The following is a 15,924-nucleotide window of genomic DNA, read 5'->3' as shown; positions in this document are numbered from 1 at the left end:
CATCAGGACAGTGATGACAGGATTCGGCCAGGGTCAGCCATGCCCCAATACGACCAGCATCTGGCGGGTTGCCTCGGCGATGGCGGCCTCGCGCTGATCATTGCTCGACTGGGCGCTGCCGTGGAAATAGGCGGCCACAACAATCGGTGCCCCTTCAACGGGATAGAGGATGCCGATATCATTCACCGGACCATAGCCACCGGAGCCGGTTTTGTGCGCGACGGTCCAGTCGGATGGGGCACCGGCCTTCATCCGGCCCTGCCCCGTCGGCGTGGCCACCATCCATTCCAGCAGTAACCGCTTGGATTCCGGTTTCAGCGGCGAGGCTTCCGACAGGAACAGTTTTTCAAGATTGCGCACCGATTGCGACGGCAGGATCGTATCCTTGTCGCCGTCCCAGCGGTTCATCTCGGGCTCCATACGGTCCACCCGCGTCGTCGCATCGCCAATGTCACGATAGAACTGGCGCATCGCATCCAGTCCGCCCATTTCGCGGATCAGGATATTGGCCGCCGGATTATCGCTTTCCTCGACCGTGCCCTTCATCAACTGGGTGATTGTCAGGGTCTTGCCGATCGCCTTTTCGGTGACCGGCGCGTGTTCCAGCATGTCGGCGGGCGTGATCGCAATCGCCCGATCAAGGTCTTCGCTGCCCGTCTGTGCGCGCACCAGCGTCGCAGCGGCCAGATACATTTTGAAGGTCGAGCAATAGACAAAACGCTCGTCGCCGCGCCATGCACCGCGCTTGCCTTCGGTGGCAAAGGCAAAGCCCATACGGCCATCGAAACGCTGTTCCAGTGCGCTCAAATCCAGCGGCACAGTCAGTTCCGCTGCCTTGGCAGGTGCGGCAGCGGGTTTGCACGCGGACAACGACAATGCGCCTGCTCCGGCCAGTACGGTCCGACGATCCATAATCATCATAGACCTACCCTGCCGAGCCATAGGCATTGGCGACACCCGATTGCGGGGCAGGAATGGCCGTGCCGTCGTCGGCATATTCATTCAGCTTGTTACGCAAGGTGCGGATCGAAATGCCGAGAATATTGGCCGCATGGGTACGGTTGCCCAGACAATGGTTCAGCGTGTCGAGGATCAGGGTCTTTTCCATCTCGGCCACGGTCTGGCCCACAAAGCTGCGGGTGACAGCATCGGCCATCTGGGCCGCCGTTCCGGCCACACCCGGATCATAGGCCGTCGCCGTCGCTGCGGGTGCAGCCCCGCCCAACAGCGGGCGTCCATCCGGCAAACGGATGGCATCAATGTCGATTTCAGCACCCGCCGACAGCAGCACCGCGCGGTGCATGGCGTTTTCCAGCTCGCGCACATTGCCGTGCCACGGATGGCCCGTAATGGCGCGGATCGCGGGGGCAGCAATCGGCTTGACCGGCACACCGTTGGCGGCGGCGTATTTCTTGATGAAATGGCTCGCCAACACGCCAATATCGGCAGGGCGTTCCCGCAGCGACGGGATGCGCAGGTTCACAACATTCAGGCGGTACAGCAGGTCTTCGCGGAAACTGCCCTCTGCGACGGCCTTGGCCAGATCGCGGTTGGACGTGGCGATGATGCGGATATTGACCGGAACAGGCTTTGATCCGCCGACACGGTCAATCACCCGCTCCTGAATGGCGCGCAGCAGCTTGGCTTGCAGACGCACATCCATTTCCGAGATTTCGTCCAACAGCAGCGTACCGCCATCGGCCTCCTCGAACTTGCCGATCCGGCGGGCGACCGCGCCCGTAAACGCACCCTTCTCGTGACCAAACAGCTCGGATTCAAGCAGGTTGTCGGGAATGGCAGCGCAGTTGACGCTGATAAAGGCCTTGTCCGCACGGCGCGAGCGCGTGTGCAGGTGACGGGCCATGACTTCCTTACCGACGCCGCTTTCACCGGTAATCAGGATCGACGCCTCGGAGGCAGCAACCTGATCGGCCAGTTGCACCACGGCGCGCATGGCAGGGTCGGCCAAAATCATCGGCTTTTCATCATCGGCCACCGCCGACAGAACCGCCGCAATCAGTTCGGCATCGGGCGGCAGCGGGATGAATTCCTTGGCCCCTGCGCGGATGGCATCAGCGGCTTCCTTGGCATCGGCATCGACACCACACGCCACCACAGGAACATGGATGCGCTCGGCCTCGTTGGCGGCGATCAGGCTGGCGATGTCGATACGGTAATCGACCATCAGCAGGTCGGCACCCTGCCCGCGACGCAGTTGCTCGGTCGCCTGATCGGCACGTTCGACGTGGCTGACCTTGGCCCCGTGGGTCATGGCCATCTTTACTGCCGTTGCCAGCTGACCGCTCAGGCGGCCTACAACCAGTAGACGCATCATCGGGCTCCTCTAATCTTTCATCCGGTCGCCGTTCAGGCGCCCTTGTCGTCGGTCTTGATGATTTCCGTCATGGTGACACCCAGACGGTCCTCGACCAGCACCACCTCGCCGCGCGCGACCAGACGGTTGTTCACAAAAATATCGATCGCCTCGCCGACCTTGCGGTCCAGTTCCAACACCGATCCCTTGTTCAGTTTCAGCAGTTGCGACACCGACATGTTCGCCTTGCCCAGCACCGCCGAAATGTTCACCGGAACATCGAACACGGTGGCCAGATCGACAGCGGTTTTATCGCCGACCTCTTCCGGCAGGCTCAGGGCGGTGGATTCACCGAACTCTTCCAAGGGCAGATCGTCAGTGGCCATCAGAAGGCACTCCCGTCAGTGGTCGTGTAGGTTTGGGGGGAAACATTATTCTGGGTCGCATCCAGCACCGTGCCGATACGCTCGCGCAGGCGCGTCTCGACCTCGAACGGATCGAAACCGGCGCGGCCATCGGTCCATTCCAGCGAGAACGCAGCCGGATGGCTGGCATCATCGCGGAACACGACCAGACCGGAAAAACCGGCCTGCTGGCACAGTTGCTCGATCTGGTGACGCCCTTCGGCATCCAGATCACGCGCACGGATCACCAAACGCGGCGAGGCATCGATTTCCTCGGCCAGTTGTTCGATGGCCGCTTCCAGCGGGCGGCGCGGGAACAGGTCAAACGCCGCCGAAGACAACGCCTTGGCACAGGCCATGCTGAGCGCAGCCGATTCCTGACGATGCTGCTCGACCACACCACCAAGCTGGTGGCTGGCCTCGGCAATGGTTTGCGCCACGACCGACAGGGCATTGGCCCGTAGAGCCTCGACCTCGTTCAGCGCCTGCTGACGGGCCTCCAGACGGGCCTCGGCCAGCATGGCCTCGACCTCGGCGGGGCTATAGCTGCGCTTGGGCGGCTGCCATTCCGACTGCTGGACGACGCGGCCATCGGCATCGAACTCGGTGTCGAAAACAAACGGGCGCGGGGCTGTGTGATGGGCGCTCATCAGTAGATCAACTCGTCATCGCCACTCTGGCCGGCCAGCATGATTTCACCACGCGCCGCCAGATCCTTGGCCACCTGCACCATCGCCATCTGGGCGCTGTCCACGTCTTTCAGACGCACCGGCCCCATGGATTCCATATCTTCGCGCATGATCTTGGATGCCCGCTCGGACATGTTCGAGAAGAACATCTCGCGCAGGGTGTCCGATGCGCCTTTCAGGGCCAGACCCAGCTGGTCCTTCTCGACCGCCCGCAACAGGGTTTGCACCCCGCCCGGATCCAGCTTGGACAGGTCCTCGAACACAAACATCAGGGCGCGGATACGCTCGGCGGCATCGCGGTTACGCTCTTCCAGCGCGCCGATGAAGCGGGCCTCGGTCTGGCGGTCGAAACTGTTGAAGATTTCGGCCATCAGTTCATGACTGTCGCGCTTGGACGTGCGGGCAAGGTTCGACATGAACTCGTTGCGCAAGGTCTGCTCGATCTTGTCGAGGATGTCGCGCTGCACCGGTTCCATACGCAGCATGCGCTGAACGCATTCCAGCGCAAAGTCTTCCGGCAGGGAGGTCAGAACACGCGACGCATGTTCCGGCTTCACCTTGGACAGAACCACGGCGACCGTCTGCGGGTATTCGTTCTTGAGGTAGTTGGCCAGAACCGCCTCGTTCACATTGCCCAGCTTGTCCCACATGGTGCGACCGGCAGGACCACGGATTTCCTCCATCAGGGCATCGACACGGTCCTGCGGCATGAAGGATGCCAGCAGGCGCTGCGTCTGGTCGAACGAGCCGAGCAGCGAGCCGTTACCGCCCAGACCCGAGACGAATTCGACGAGGATTTCCTCGACGACCTGCGCCGTGACCGAGCCAAGACCCGCCATGGCCTGCGACACTTCCTTGATCTCGTCCTCTTCCAGACGTTCCCAAAGGGCCGTGTGCTCCTCGCCCAGAGACAGCAGAATGACCGCGGCCTTTTCCGGTCCGGTCAATCTGCGACTGTCTTCTATGGTCGCGCCTTTTGTAACCAGTCGAGCCGCCATCAGGATTCATTTAACCAGGTGCGAAGGATCGCCGTCGATTCCTCGGGATGAGCCTCGACGAAATCAGCAACCTTCTTGATTGAGGACGCCTTCACCTGACCTTCGATGCGGGCAATATCGATGCGTTGCTCGACCTCGGTCGGTCCGGGCAACATGGCGGCACCACCGGCGCCCGGCAGCACACCGCCCACCAGTTGCTCGTCCACCGAAGTTACACCGGCAATGGCCAGCGCCTTGGGCGACTTGCCTGTTGCGGTCTTCAGCAACGGACGCAGGACGAAGAAGATCAGCATCGCCGCCGTCAGGGCCAGAATACCCAGCTCCACGGCGCGCATGATGTCGTTCTTGTCGAAGGCGAAGTTCGACATCATGCCGCCCTCGCCGCCATTGGCCGCCGCTGCTGCCTCGGCATCGCGGTTGAAGCGGACATTCACCACTTCCAGCTTGTCGCCGCGTTCCAGATCAATACCCACCGCCGCGGCCACAAGGGCGCGAATCTGGGCCACTTCTTCTTCGGAACGGGCCGCATAGGTGGGCGCACCCTCGCCATTGGCCGCAGGGGTATAGTTGCCGTCCACAGCCACCGACACCGACAGGCGCTTGACCTCGCCCGGTTCGCGAACCGTCGTGGTGGTGGTGTTTGAAATCTCGAAATTGGTGGTTTCGGTGTTTTCCGCCGTCGTCGAGGCCTGATCGACCTGTTCGGGGGCCGCACCGCCCGGAATATTATTGGTCGCCGTCACGCCGCCCAGCGGCACACCCGAGGCATCACGCGACTGCGAACCATTGGTCGAGGTCGAGCGCACCACCTGACCATCGGGATCGAACTTCTGTTCCTGTGTTGTCGAGCGGGTGTGGTCGATATCGGCCGTCACCTGAACGCGGGCAGCACCTGCACCGACAACACCTTCGACAATGTCCTTGATGCGGGCCTGCATCTGGGCCTCAGTCGTGGCCTTGGCGGCCTCGGCAGTGGCTGTCGTAAAGCCGCCATCCTCGGAACCGGCCGCCAGCGTACGGTTGGCCTGATCGGTCACAGTGACCTTGTCCGGCTTGAGGTTCGGCACCGATGACGCCACCACATTACGGATGGCGCGGATTTGGTCCGGCGTCAGATCACGGCCCGACAGGCCGACAACCACGGCTGCGGTCGGATCAATCGCTGCGGCCTGGAACATTTCGCGGCGCGGCATGGTGATGTGGACGCGGGCCGAGCTGATACCGCGCATCGACATAATGGTGCGCGACAGCTCACCTTGAAGGGCGCGCTGTTCGTTCAGGTTTTGCTGGAACTCGGTCTGGCCCAGTACCGACTGGTTGTCGAAAATTTCGTAGCCAACAGAACCGGAGGTCACCAGACCCTGCCCTGCCAGCATCAGGCGGGCGGTGCCGACATCGTCACGGCTGACAAAAATGGTCGAGCCATCACCCTTGGCCGAATATTTGATACCGCTCTGGTCCAGCGCCGCGCCGATTTCGGCGGCCTCGCGCAGATCAAGATTGGAATAGAGCAGCGCGTCGGGGGCTTGGCCCACACGCAGCATGATCGCCACCAGCACGGCGGCCACACCGGCGGACACACCCAGCACAGCAGCCAGACGCCCGATACCGAACTTTTGTATTGCTGCCGTAAAGCCGCTCACGCGCCCCGCCCATAAGACACACTGAAGCTAACTGCTCCGCTAGGCAGAAAGTGCCGTGTGTTTGGTAAACGCCGCGTTAAGAAGCATTAAGAAGCACCCCCGATTCGTCTTTCGGCAACAAAAAAGGCGACCCGTTCGGGCCGCCCTTTCCGCAATCTACGTTAAACCCCGTAGAGGTTCACGCCTTAGACCTTGAGAGCCGCAGCCTTCTTGTCGGCCGCAACCTTGATACGCTCTTCGGCAATGGCGTCGGCGATCTGGTAGGTCGGACGGTTTTCCTGCTCGGAGCGAACGAGGATTTCCTCGAAGGTTTCCATCAGACGCGACAGCTTGCCCTCGACCCATGCCGGATCATAGGCCGTGCCGTTCTGGCGGGCGTTCATTTCCGAAGCGACATTGATGATGCCGCCGCCGTTCACGACGTAATCCGGCGAATACAGGATGCCCATTTCGTGCAGCGCATCACCGATGGCCGGCGTGGCCAGCTGGTTGTTGGCGGCACCGCAGATGGCCTTGACCTTCAGACGCTTGATGGTTTCCGGGTTCAGGGTCGCACCCAGCGCGCACGGCGCATAGATGTCGGCCTGAACGTCATAGATGGCGTCCGGCGAAACGATCTCGGCACCGGTCTTGGCGGCGACAGCGTTCAGGTTGTCCTGATTGACGTCGGTGATGATCAGCTTGGCACCGGCAGCGTGCAGCTTCTCGCACAGGTATGCGCCCACATGGCCCACGCCTTGTACGGCAACGGTCAGGCCGGTCATGTCGGACTTGCCGAACAGGCGACGTGCAACAACCAGGTTCGAGCGGAACACGCCCTCGGCGGTTACGGGGCTCGGATCGCCCGAGGCTTCCGGACCATCTTTCAGGCCCAGAACATATTCGGTGACCTTGCGGGCTTCGGCGATGTCTTCGACCGAGGTGCCAACGTCTTCAGCGGCGTAATAGTGACCGCCCAGACCGTTCAGGAAGCGGGCAAAGGCCTGGAACAGTTCCGGCGACTTCTGCGTGCGGCTATCACCGATGATGACCGACTTGCCGCCGCCCATTTCCAGATCGGCGATAGCGTTCTTGTAGCTCATGCCCTTGGACAGACGCAGCACGTCCTCCAGAGCCTCTTCTGCCGTCGCATAGTTCCACATGCGGGTACCACCCACAGCCGGACCACGCGCAGTCGAGTGCACTGCAACAATTGCCTTCAGGCCGGTTTTCTCATCACTGAAGGCATGGACGCCTTCGTGGTTCGCGAAATTCGGAGAATCAAAAAGTATCATGCCTACAAGCCCAGATAAGAGGGAATTTTGTTCCGCAGGCATACGCTCGGGAAATCATAACCGCAAGCGGTTCATCGCGACGATATTTGAGTAACTGCCGATCAGTTATCCGCAGCCGCCAGTGACGGCAGGACAGCGGGGGCATGTGATGGCAACGGTTGCCCATCCAGCCATGCCTCGACATCGGCAAAGATCACCTCGGCAGCAAGGTCACGGTTCAGGATATGCCAGCCGTCGGGATAATAGGCCGTCACCAGCCCGTCACGCGGCCCTGCCCGCTCCAGCGCCTTTTGCATGGCCTGACGCGGGACAACGCTGTCGTGGTCGCCATAGGCCAGAAGGGTCGGCACGCGCACATGGCCCAGCCCCTCGGCTCCCTCTTCCATCAGGCCGACCAGACCATGCAGCGCGTCAATGCGCGTGGCGACGGTAAAGCGCGGGTCGCGTCCGTTACGCAGCAACTCCACCACATTGTCGCTGGCGCGGATTTTCTGGGTTGCAAAGGCGGGCGGCTCCAGACGGCTCGACCCCAGAAAATGCCCGCCCGCCCACAATGCCGCACGGTTCAGCATGCTCTGGCTGGACCATCCCCATACCGCCGGGGCCAGCAGGATCAGACGATCGGCCGCGGGCGGATTATCCGATGCAAAGGCCGTAATCCCCAGCGCACCGCCCATGCTTTCACCCATAATGGCGATCTTGGCATCGGGGCGCTGTGCCCGCACCAGCGCGCTGACGGTCCGCAGGTCATCGCGGCTCAGGGCTGGATCGGCCCATTCTCCCTTATTGGGGGCACCGCCAAAGCCGCGCTGGTCATAGGCCCACACCTCGATACCGCGCTCGGCCCACCACGGACCGGCCAGACGCCACGCCGCCGAATGGTCGCTAAAGCCATGCAGGGCAATGATGACCGCCTTGGGCCTGCCTTGCGGGGACCAGCGGCGGAATGGCAGTTGCGCCCCGTCCTGAACGACGAAATGGCCCATTCCATAGTCTTGGCTGCTCTCGACAATCATCGGCCCGGCAAAGGCTGCGGGGGGTGCCATGGCGGTTTGTACATGGGGTGCACAGGCCGATGTCATCGCTACAACGCCAGCCAGAACTCCGGCCAGAACTGCACCTCGAACCGCACTATGTTTTGCCACCATCACCCGCTCCTCAAGCTTCGCAGCCAGCCTAGACCAGAATCCGGCTCACGCGCTCGCGCAATTGTGGAAGCACATCATCCTCAAACCACGGATTGCGTTTCATCCAGCCGGTCACGCGCCATGAGGGGTGCGGCAGAGGCATAAGTTGCGGCCCGTAATCGCGCCACGCCCTGACCGTTTCGGTCATGTTTTCCTTGGCGCGTTGTTTCAGGAACCAGCTAATAGAATAGCTGCCCACCATCAGGATCAGTTCCGGCGGTGGCAGTGTCGTAAACAGTTTCTCGCGCCACAGCGCCGCACAACGCGGCGGCGGCGGATAGTCTCCGCCTTTGGGTTTTGTGCCGGGATAACAGAAGGCCTGCGGGGCGACACCAAGGCGTCGATCACCGTAAAAGGTGGTTTCGTCGATCCCCATCCAGTCGCGCAGGCGATCACCGGAAGGGTCGGTAAAGGGACGGCCACTTTCGTGAACACGCCGCCCCGGAGCCTGCCCGCAGATCAGCAGGCGCGTTTCGGGAAAAATCCAGACCACCGGTCGGGGCGTATGCGGAAACTCGTGCGCACACGCCCGACAGGCGCGAATATCGGCCAGTAGGGTCTCGATATCAGAAGTTGTCGTCATCCTCGGATTCCGCCTTTGGCGGCAGTTTGGACAGGGCCAGCGCCGTCTCGTCAGCCGTCGGCAGACGCAGGCGCGTCACACCACGGAAGGCGTCAGGATCAACCACCTTGCCCTTTTTGGTGATGGTCAGCTTGCCCTGACGCATCAGGCCCAGCGCCGCAGCGCGGACCTTGGGCAGCATACGTTGCCACTGCTCGGCTTGCAGGATCTTGGCAATTTCTGCCGGTTCGACGCTTTTGCCTTCACCCAGTTGGGCCAGACGGTCAAGGATTGCGGATTCGATAGGATCGCTCATAAGCGCCTATATGCGCCAGTCACGGGCCGGAAGTAAGACCCGACAAACATCAAGCCTCACGACAACCCTCAACTAGGGCGTCGGTGCAACGCCCTTCCCCAGTCTTAAAGCCAGACCTTAAAGGCCCGCCTTACCCGCCGGACGCGACAGACACAGGTCCAGCCAGCGCTTCAGATGGGTGTATTCCTCGGGCGGGCGATATTTGACCAGACGGCCAAAATCGATACCGACCGCCGCCACAATATCGGCCATGCTGAAACGATCGGTCAGGTATTCGCTATTGGCCAGATGGCGGTCCATCGCCTTCATGAACTTCTCGGCACCCGCCTTGTTATAGGCCGCCACCTCGGGCTGGGGCGCTTCGAGAGCCGCCAGCGCAGGGTGCGTCATGCGCACATACATCATCATCGGATTGGCCAGATAAATCTCGGCGCGGCGCGTCCACATCTCGATAAGGGCCTGTTCACGCGCATCCACGCCAAACAGGTTCGGCTCGGGATACAGCGTCTCCAGATAGCGGGCGATGGCCAGGGTTTCGGTGAAACAGGTGCCGTCATCCAGCTCCAGTCCCGGCAGATGGCCAAAGGTGAACCTGTTGCGATATTCGGGCTGGCGATGCTCTCCGCCCAGCAGGTTCACATCGACGATCTCGATATCGCTGATGCCCTTTTCCGCCATCACCCAGCTGACGCGGCGCGGATTAGGGGCCATTCGGGTCGTATAGAGCTTCATCTGTTCATCCCCAAAGAGCGGCCCCGTCAGGGACCGCGTTTTCTTTAAGGACGAACCCTATCAGGCAAAAATGCTGGCAGGCAAGGCACCGACGATACAGGCCGTCATCATCGTGGCGAGGAAACCGCCCAACAGCGCCTTCCAGACCAGACCCAGAACTTCCTGACGGCGTTCCGGCAACAGCACCGACAGGCCCGTCACCGTAATGCCGACCGAGCCGATATTGGCAAAGCCGCACAGGGCATAGGTCATCAACATACGGGTGCGTTCGCTCATCGCTTCCGGCGCGATCTTGCCCAGTTCGATAAAGGCGACAAACTCGGTCAGGGTCAGCTTGACGCCCAGCAGCCAGCCGGCCTTGGACGCCTCGGCCCATTCCACACCCGTCAGCCATGCGACGGGAGCAAAGGCCACGCCGAGAATACGCTCGACCGACAAGGGCGCGCCGCCAACCGACAGGCCGCCCAGCATCACATTCACCAGCGCCACCAAGGCCACAAAGGTAATCAGCACGGCCGAAATATTCAGCACCACCATCAGGCCGTCTGCGGTCCCCTTGACGATGGCATCGACCGAAGAGTCATATTTCAAAGCCGAATTATAATCGGCGCTCTCGCCACCCTCGCCCGGCTTTTCAGGGATCATGATGCGGGCCAAAAGCACCGCCGCCGGTGCCGAAACGATCGACGCCACCAGAACGTGACCTGCGGCATTGGACAGAACCGGCGACAGGATGGTCGCATAGGCCACCATGGTCGAACCGGCCACAGTGCCCAGTCCCACCACCATCATCAGGAACATTTCCGAACGGCTCAGCTTGTCCAGATAGGCGCGGATAACCAGCGGGGTTTCCACCATGCCCAGAAAAATATTGGCCGCCACAGCCAGAGCCGACGCCCCGCCCAGACCCATGGTGCGCTGGAACACAAAGCCAAAGCCCAGTGTCAGCCATTTCAGAATGCGCCAGTGCCACAACAGGGCCGACAGCGCCGAAATGACAATCACCAGAGGCAGGACATTAAAGGCAAAGGTGAACAGAGCGCCCTGATTTTCCACCGGATAGGGCTGATCCCCGCCTGCCAGATAGCCGAACACAAACTTTGTGCCCTCATTGGTGGCGTGTTCCAGTCCGCGAACCGAGTTGTTGATGGCATCCAGAACCACTTGCGAGCCGGGAATGGCAAAGGTTGCCAGCACCAGAGCCGCCTGAAGCAACACTGCCCCGATCGCCAGACGCCATGGAAAGCGTTTGCGGTTCTCGGAAATTGCCCAGCACAGGCCGATAATGGTGGCCAGACCCAACAGGCTCTGAAGGTTCAGAAGATTGAACATACGGACTCTCTGTGCCGACCGGTTCGGCGTTAAACCCGCTTGAACGACAGCACGGGCGCAGAGGCAACCCCCTACGCCCATTGTCGTAGCAAAACGGTTTACAAGCTTAGGCTGTCCATCGCCGCTTGTGCCGAAGCCTGAGACTGCGGATAGAAATGCTCGCCCGGTGCCAGATAGATGGCCACATAGGCCAGTCCATCCTTGGCCACGACCTGACCAAAGCCCTTGATTTGCAAGCCGGAATTGGTGGCGGCAGTCAGGTCAAACCGCACGCCGCGCTGGCCTGCAACGGTGACGGGACGCGGCGATGCCGATTCCACGCGCGCATAGCCATAGGCCTCGACACTGTCGCGAACGAACTCGACCTGTTCCAGCACGCCCATATCGGCCCGCCACGACGGTGTCGTCTTCTCGCGACGGCTGTTCGGGCGGGCCAGATGCTGGCCTTCCTTCAAGCCCTCGCTCAGATAGAGGCTGTTCAGCGTCGGCCCATCCAGCGTCAACAGGCGAACGCCCTTTTGCTGGGTGGTCACGGACGTCACGTCGTTCCAGCTACGGTCCAGCGTATAGGTGCCCTGCCCCACCTTGAGCGGCCCGCTGACCTCGGTGATCGACACACAGGCCGACATCGCCGCCATCAGGGCCAGCGCCGCGCCCATCTTCAGGCTTTTGTTGAACTTGCTCATGTTTTGTCCCCCTCAAGGCGCGAAATCTGGTCCTCGACGATCCACAGATCGTCCGCTTGCGGTGCCAGTTCACGGTATGTGTTGAAAGCGGTGCGTGCCGCAGCACCATTGCCCAGCCTGGCTTCCAGTGCGCCCAGCTCACGATAGGCCGCGACCGGTACATCGGCATGGGCCACCGCGGCGCGATAGGCATTGGCCGCCAGAAGGTCGTCGCCCTATTCGCGGCGGCGGCGATAAACCTCGCCCTTGTGATAGTTGATGACGCCCAGATCATCCCCATCCGCCCCCAGCCGCTCCAGCAGGTACAGCAGACGGCCAAAATCGCGGTGGCGATGCTCGTCCTCGATCCAGTCGGCCAGATGCGGGCGAATGATCGCGCGATACCGCTTGCGGTCCTCGACAGTGGTGCCGTCAAAGCCAAGTGCCTTGGCCTGTGCGCCCAGTGCGGCAATACGTTCGACCGTCAAAGGATGGGTCCGGAAGGCCGACCCGAAAGCCTCGGTATTGCGCACGCGACGGAAACTGGAGGCTGCCGTCTCGGCCTTCACATTTTCCCAGATCGCGGCACCGGCAGACGCATCCAGACCCAGCCCGTGCACCATGTCCAATCCCATCCGGTCGGACTGTGCTTCATGGCTTTGGTTATAGCCCATATAGGCGGCCATGCTGGACAGATAGACCGCATCGATCAGGGCGCTGACATCGACCTGATAATAGACACCCGTCGCTGCAGCCCCCAGCGAGAAGACCAGCAAGGCCGTGCTGGTATTCTTGAGGCTCCGCATACGTTCAAAAGAGTGCTCTTCGAGGAAATGCGCGACCTCGTGGCCCAGTACAAAGGCCAGTTCGTCCTCGGTCGAGACCCGCAACATCAAGCCGGACCACACCTCGACATAGCCGTTCGGCATGGCCATGGCGTTGAACACCGGACGGTCCATCACATAGACACGGATGTCCTTGCAGTGCTGGCCCGCGACACGGCAGGTCAGGCCTGACACATAGGCATTGAGCGCCGGATCATTATTGCGGTCGCCGCGACGACGGGCATAGGTTTCCGTCTCTTCGGACACGCCCCACAGACCCGCCTCGGCCGTATTGGCTGCGGGCGGTTCACCGGGGGCGCGCACCTGTGTCGCCAAGGCAGGCGATACCGATGCCATCAGCACCAGTGCCGAGGCTCCGCCCGCCAGTCCCCTCAAAAGATCAGGGCGCGACATTCGGGTTTACGCTGAGCGGTGCATCCTTGAGCAGACTTTCGACCAGCGACTGTGCGCCTGCATCCTCGCGCATATCGGCACCGGGTCCGGCCACCGCATAGTTGACCCACATGACCTGTCCGGTCTTCAGATCAACCAGCGATGCCATGACCTGTTGCTGGCCCAGAGGAATACCGACACCAAAGGCACTGGCCACCACAAAGGCAGCCACACGGCCACCGCTGGCATAGGTGCCGTTACCCGAGATGAACAGGGCATAATCCGCCCCGAAATGCTGGCCCACCAATTCCGAGCCATCGCCGATGGTCCACTCGAAATCATCTTTCTTGGTCGCCAGTTTCGCACCGGCATAGCCATTATATTCATGGGCAATAATGGCCTCGATAACGGCCTCGTTGACCCGCACCACCTGCCCCAGACGGCCCTCCATCAGGTCATCGACATTGCCCACCACAAATTTGTGGCTGTCCTGAACCATGGAGTTCTGGACATGGCGCAGCACATATTGGCGCGCCTGCTGGCTCCATTCCTCGCGCGGTTCGGTCACGCCCCCCGCCGTCAGCATACCCAACTGGATGCGCGGCTCGACAATCAGGATGGTGGCACCGGCTTCCGGCGTACGCACCGTTTCGGCCTTGCGGACAGCCGTCGTGGTACAGGCCGCCATCATCAGACACGCAGCCGCAATAAGCAGACGTTTCATTTTTCCCCCGCCGCGCATGACGCGAACCAATCATCACCCCCGGTGATAATTCCCCGCTACACCTGCCCCATTCTTGCCGCAATACAAAAAACGGCAGGCTATGAAGCCTGCCGTTTGGATATTCACAGATATTGTAGAGCTTATAGCTGGCCGCGGACCAGCTTGCCGTAATCGTCCATCAGGCCGAGGCTGATTTCGGCAGGGGTAAAGCGGTAATCGCCGACCTGTCCCACCGGCGTCACTTCTGCCGCCGAGCCGGTCAGGAAGCATTCGCTAAAGTCCGCCAATTCTTCCGGCAGGATGTTACGCACCACAACCTCGATGCCCTTGGCCTTGGCCAGTTCGATCACGGTCTGGCGGGTGATCCCGTCCAGAATGTTCGACACGTCCGGCGTATGGATCACACCATCCTTGACGAAGAAGACGTTGGCACCGGTGGCTTCGGCCACATAGCCACGCCAGTCCAGCATCAGGGCATCGTTAAAGCCGCGCTTTTCAGCCGCGTTCTTGGACATGGTGCAGATCATATAAAGACCCGCAGCCTTGGCCGTCGAAGGAGCGGTCGCAGGATCGGGACGGCGCCATTTGGCCCATTCCAGCGAGATGCCCTTCTTCTTTACTTCGGGATCGAAATAGGAAGGCCATTCCCATGCCGCGATCGCCACATGAACCTTGCTGTTGATCGACGAAACCGACAGTTGTTCCGCGCCCAGATAGGCAACCGGACGAATATAGCAGTCTGTCAGGCCGTTACGCGCACAGGTGTCCTTGCAGGCCTGATCAATCTCGGCCACGCTATAGGGAATCTCGAAGTCGAGCAGTTCGGCCGAGCGCTTCAGACGTTCGCTATGTGCGGTCAGTTTGAAAATCTCGCCATCGTACATGCGCTCGCCTTCAAAAACTGACGAGCCATAATGGAGGCCATGGGTCAAAACGTGCGTTTTTGCTTCGCGCCAGGGAACAAATTCCCCATCGAACCAAATCCAGCCGTCGCGATCATCGAAAGGAACTATGGCCATTGCAATACGATCTCCATGCACGATGGCCGTTTTAGACTCTTATCGACGCCTTACGTCAACGCTGCACACCACGACTTTTCTACCGGAGCCCCCCGTTGAGCCCAAATGACTATCGCAGCAACAGCCGGTCCGGCCCTGTCGCCGCCCCCGGCAGCGGACGCCATCTGCTGGTTGTCGATGACGATGACCGCATCCGCGAACTGCTCAAGGAGTTTCTGGCACGCGAAAGCTATCGCGTAACCGGAGCTGCCCACGCAGGGGCTGCCCGCCGTCTGGTCGAGCTGATCGAGTTCGACTTGATCGTGCTGGATGTGATGATGCCGGGCGAAAGCGGTTTTGACCTGACCACATGGATTCGCTCGCAAGCGGCCCTGTCGAAGACGCCGGTCCTGCTGCTGACGGCCAAGGGGGATCCGAACGACCGCATCGAAGGTCTGTCGCGCGGTGCCGACGACTATATGTCCAAGCCGTTTGATCCGCGCGAACTGGCGCTGCGGATCGAGGCCATCCTGCGCCGCACCGGCGGCAAGCCGCTGACGGCCAAAGAAATCCACATGGGTCCGGCGGTCTTCAATATGGAACGCCTCGAGCTGACCGTGAACGGCCAGCCCCAGCGCCTGACCGAGGCCGAGGCGCAACTGCTGAAGACCTTGGCCATTAGCGCCCACGCGCCGGTCGAGCGCATGGCCCTGTCACCCGATACCGCCGACATCACCGGCCGTGCCGTCGATGTTCAGGTCACGCGCCTGCGCCGCAAGCTGGAAGTGGACCCCAAGAATCCGCGCTACCTGCAAACCGTGCGCGGGATCGGCTATATGCTGGCCCCCGATTAACCGGCGGAGCTGGAT

Annotated in this window: 18 protein-coding genes; 1 reads left to right on the top strand and 17 read right to left on the bottom strand. The window is 61.3% G+C overall.

From position 1 onward, the window contains the following. Nucleotides 1-33 precede the first annotated feature (33 nt). The 17 genes from bla to FHS64_RS05530 form a co-directional block, all read right to left on the bottom strand. On the bottom strand, nucleotides 34-921 hold the full coding sequence (bla, locus tag FHS64_RS05610) for a class A beta-lactamase (RefSeq protein WP_167176676.1): 888 nt from the start codon (nucleotides 919-921) through the stop codon (nucleotides 34-36). A gap of 4 nt (nucleotides 922-925) precedes the next feature. Continuing rightward, nucleotides 926-2,332, bottom strand: a complete 1,407-nt coding sequence (gene flbD, locus FHS64_RS05605) for a sigma-54-dependent transcriptional regulator FlbD (RefSeq protein ID WP_167177693.1) — start codon at nucleotides 2,330-2,332, stop codon at nucleotides 926-928. A 35-nt stretch (nucleotides 2,333-2,367) separates the two neighbouring features. Continuing rightward, the gene (gene fliN / locus FHS64_RS05600; RefSeq protein ID WP_167176674.1) at nucleotides 2,368-2,700 is read right to left on the bottom strand and encodes a flagellar motor switch protein FliN; all 333 of its coding nucleotides are present in this window, start codon (nucleotides 2,698-2,700) and stop codon (nucleotides 2,368-2,370) included. Then, nucleotides 2,700-3,368 carry a FliH/SctL family protein gene (locus FHS64_RS05595; protein WP_167176672.1) on the bottom strand — a complete coding sequence of 223 codons (669 nt, stop codon included), beginning with the start codon at nucleotides 3,366-3,368 and terminating at the stop codon, nucleotides 2,700-2,702. Before FHS64_RS05595 ends, fliN begins: the two co-directional genes overlap by 1 nt. Beyond that, on the bottom strand, nucleotides 3,368-4,405 hold the full coding sequence (gene fliG / locus FHS64_RS05590) for a flagellar motor switch protein FliG (protein WP_167176670.1): 1,038 nt from the start codon (nucleotides 4,403-4,405) through the stop codon (nucleotides 3,368-3,370). The genes FHS64_RS05595 and fliG overlap by 1 nt, the downstream gene beginning before the upstream one ends. Next, nucleotides 4,405-6,048 carry a flagellar basal-body MS-ring/collar protein FliF gene (gene fliF / locus FHS64_RS05585; protein WP_167176668.1) on the bottom strand — a complete coding sequence of 548 codons (1,644 nt, stop codon included), beginning with the start codon at nucleotides 6,046-6,048 and terminating at the stop codon, nucleotides 4,405-4,407. Before fliF ends, fliG begins: the two co-directional genes overlap by 1 nt. 185 nt (nucleotides 6,049-6,233) lie before the next feature. Beyond that, entirely contained in the window at nucleotides 6,234-7,322 is a 1,089-nt protein-coding gene (locus FHS64_RS05580) for a Glu/Leu/Phe/Val family dehydrogenase (protein ID WP_167176666.1), read from the bottom strand. 101 nt (nucleotides 7,323-7,423) lie between these two features. After that, nucleotides 7,424-8,470 (bottom strand): alpha/beta fold hydrolase, encoded by a 1,047-nt coding sequence (locus FHS64_RS05575; protein WP_167176664.1) that lies wholly within the window; start codon nucleotides 8,468-8,470, stop codon nucleotides 7,424-7,426. Nucleotides 8,471-8,498: 28 nt separating this feature from the next. After that, nucleotides 8,499-9,092: a uracil-DNA glycosylase family protein gene (locus FHS64_RS05570; RefSeq protein ID WP_167176660.1), complete on the bottom strand. Its 594-nt coding sequence runs from the start codon at nucleotides 9,090-9,092 to the stop codon at nucleotides 8,499-8,501. Beyond that, nucleotides 9,076-9,387 (bottom strand): DUF3253 domain-containing protein, encoded by a 312-nt coding sequence (locus tag FHS64_RS05565; protein ID WP_167176658.1) that lies wholly within the window; start codon nucleotides 9,385-9,387, stop codon nucleotides 9,076-9,078. The genes FHS64_RS05570 and FHS64_RS05565 overlap by 17 nt, the downstream gene beginning before the upstream one ends. A 117-nt stretch (nucleotides 9,388-9,504) precedes the next feature. Beyond that, complete coding sequence (locus tag FHS64_RS05560; protein WP_167176656.1) at nucleotides 9,505-10,119, bottom strand: glutathione S-transferase family protein; 615 nt, start codon at nucleotides 10,117-10,119, stop codon at nucleotides 9,505-9,507. A 60-nt stretch (nucleotides 10,120-10,179) separates the two neighbouring features. Next, a complete protein-coding gene (locus FHS64_RS05555; RefSeq protein WP_167176654.1) occupies nucleotides 10,180-11,451 on the bottom strand; it encodes a NupC/NupG family nucleoside CNT transporter in 1,272 nt (423 codons plus the stop codon). A 98-nt stretch (nucleotides 11,452-11,549) separates the two neighbouring features. Beyond that, the gene (locus tag FHS64_RS05550; RefSeq protein ID WP_167176652.1) at nucleotides 11,550-12,137 is read right to left on the bottom strand and encodes a hypothetical protein; all 588 of its coding nucleotides are present in this window, start codon (nucleotides 12,135-12,137) and stop codon (nucleotides 11,550-11,552) included. Then, complete coding sequence (locus tag FHS64_RS05545) at nucleotides 12,134-12,313, bottom strand: hypothetical protein (RefSeq protein WP_167176650.1); 180 nt, start codon at nucleotides 12,311-12,313, stop codon at nucleotides 12,134-12,136. The genes FHS64_RS05550 and FHS64_RS05545 overlap by 4 nt, the downstream gene beginning before the upstream one ends. Nucleotides 12,314-12,352: 39 nt before the next feature. Then, the gene (locus FHS64_RS05540; protein ID WP_167176647.1) at nucleotides 12,353-13,354 is read right to left on the bottom strand and encodes a M48 family metallopeptidase; all 1,002 of its coding nucleotides are present in this window, start codon (nucleotides 13,352-13,354) and stop codon (nucleotides 12,353-12,355) included. Beyond that, nucleotides 13,341-14,057, bottom strand: a complete 717-nt coding sequence (locus tag FHS64_RS05535) for a hypothetical protein (RefSeq protein WP_167176645.1) — start codon at nucleotides 14,055-14,057, stop codon at nucleotides 13,341-13,343. The genes FHS64_RS05540 and FHS64_RS05535 overlap by 14 nt, the downstream gene beginning before the upstream one ends. 140 nt (nucleotides 14,058-14,197) lie before the next feature. Then, nucleotides 14,198-15,076 (bottom strand): branched-chain amino acid aminotransferase, encoded by an 879-nt coding sequence (locus tag FHS64_RS05530; protein ID WP_167176643.1) that lies wholly within the window; start codon nucleotides 15,074-15,076, stop codon nucleotides 14,198-14,200. Between the two features lie 164 nt (nucleotides 15,077-15,240). Here FHS64_RS05530 and FHS64_RS05525 point away from each other — a divergent pair, with 164 nt between their 5' ends. Then, the gene (locus FHS64_RS05525) at nucleotides 15,241-15,909 is read left to right on the top strand and encodes a response regulator (protein ID WP_424945236.1); all 669 of its coding nucleotides are present in this window, start codon (nucleotides 15,241-15,243) and stop codon (nucleotides 15,907-15,909) included. Nucleotides 15,910-15,924: the final 15 nt, after the last annotated feature.

Origin of the sequence: Brevundimonas terrae (genome assembly GCF_011761985.1) — a bacterium.
Taxonomy (GTDB): Bacteria; Pseudomonadota; Alphaproteobacteria; order Caulobacterales; family Caulobacteraceae; genus Brevundimonas; species Brevundimonas terrae.
This window is presented reverse-complemented; position numbering and strand designations above follow the sequence as displayed.

Bases quoted from the DNA above. Each gene is read 5' to 3' on its own strand.
- FHS64_RS05565 (WP_167176658.1), bottom strand. From the start codon at position 9,387: ATGAGCGATCCTATCGAATCCGCAATCCTTGACCGTCTGGCCCAACTG.
- FHS64_RS05530 (WP_167176643.1), bottom strand. From the start codon at position 15,076: ATGGCCATAGTTCCTTTCGATGATCGCGACGGCTGGATTTGGTTCGAT.
- FHS64_RS05535 (WP_167176645.1), bottom strand. From the start codon at position 14,057: ATGAAACGTCTGCTTATTGCGGCTGCGTGTCTGATGATGGCGGCCTGT.
- fliG (WP_167176670.1), bottom strand. From the start codon at position 4,405: ATGGCGGCTCGACTGGTTACAAAAGGCGCGACCATAGAAGACAGTCGC.
- flbD (WP_167177693.1), bottom strand. From the start codon at position 2,332: ATGCGTCTACTGGTTGTAGGCCGCCTGAGCGGTCAGCTGGCAACGGCA.
- FHS64_RS05580 (WP_167176666.1), bottom strand. From the start codon at position 7,322: ATGATACTTTTTGATTCTCCGAATTTCGCGAACCACGAAGGCGTCCAT.
- bla (WP_167176676.1), bottom strand. From the start codon at position 921: ATGATGATTATGGATCGTCGGACCGTACTGGCCGGAGCAGGCGCATTG.
- FHS64_RS05575 (WP_167176664.1), bottom strand. From the start codon at position 8,470: ATGGTGGCAAAACATAGTGCGGTTCGAGGTGCAGTTCTGGCCGGAGTT.
- FHS64_RS05540 (WP_167176647.1), bottom strand. From the start codon at position 13,354: ATGTCGCGCCCTGATCTTTTGAGGGGACTGGCGGGCGGAGCCTCGGCA.
- FHS64_RS05595 (WP_167176672.1), bottom strand. From the start codon at position 3,368: ATGAGCGCCCATCACACAGCCCCGCGCCCGTTTGTTTTCGACACCGAG.
- FHS64_RS05560 (WP_167176656.1), bottom strand. From the start codon at position 10,119: ATGAAGCTCTATACGACCCGAATGGCCCCTAATCCGCGCCGCGTCAGC.
- FHS64_RS05570 (WP_167176660.1), bottom strand. From the start codon at position 9,092: ATGACGACAACTTCTGATATCGAGACCCTACTGGCCGATATTCGCGCC.
- FHS64_RS05550 (WP_167176652.1), bottom strand. From the start codon at position 12,137: ATGAGCAAGTTCAACAAAAGCCTGAAGATGGGCGCGGCGCTGGCCCTG.
- FHS64_RS05555 (WP_167176654.1), bottom strand. From the start codon at position 11,451: ATGTTCAATCTTCTGAACCTTCAGAGCCTGTTGGGTCTGGCCACCATT.
- fliN (WP_167176674.1), bottom strand. From the start codon at position 2,700: ATGGCCACTGACGATCTGCCCTTGGAAGAGTTCGGTGAATCCACCGCC.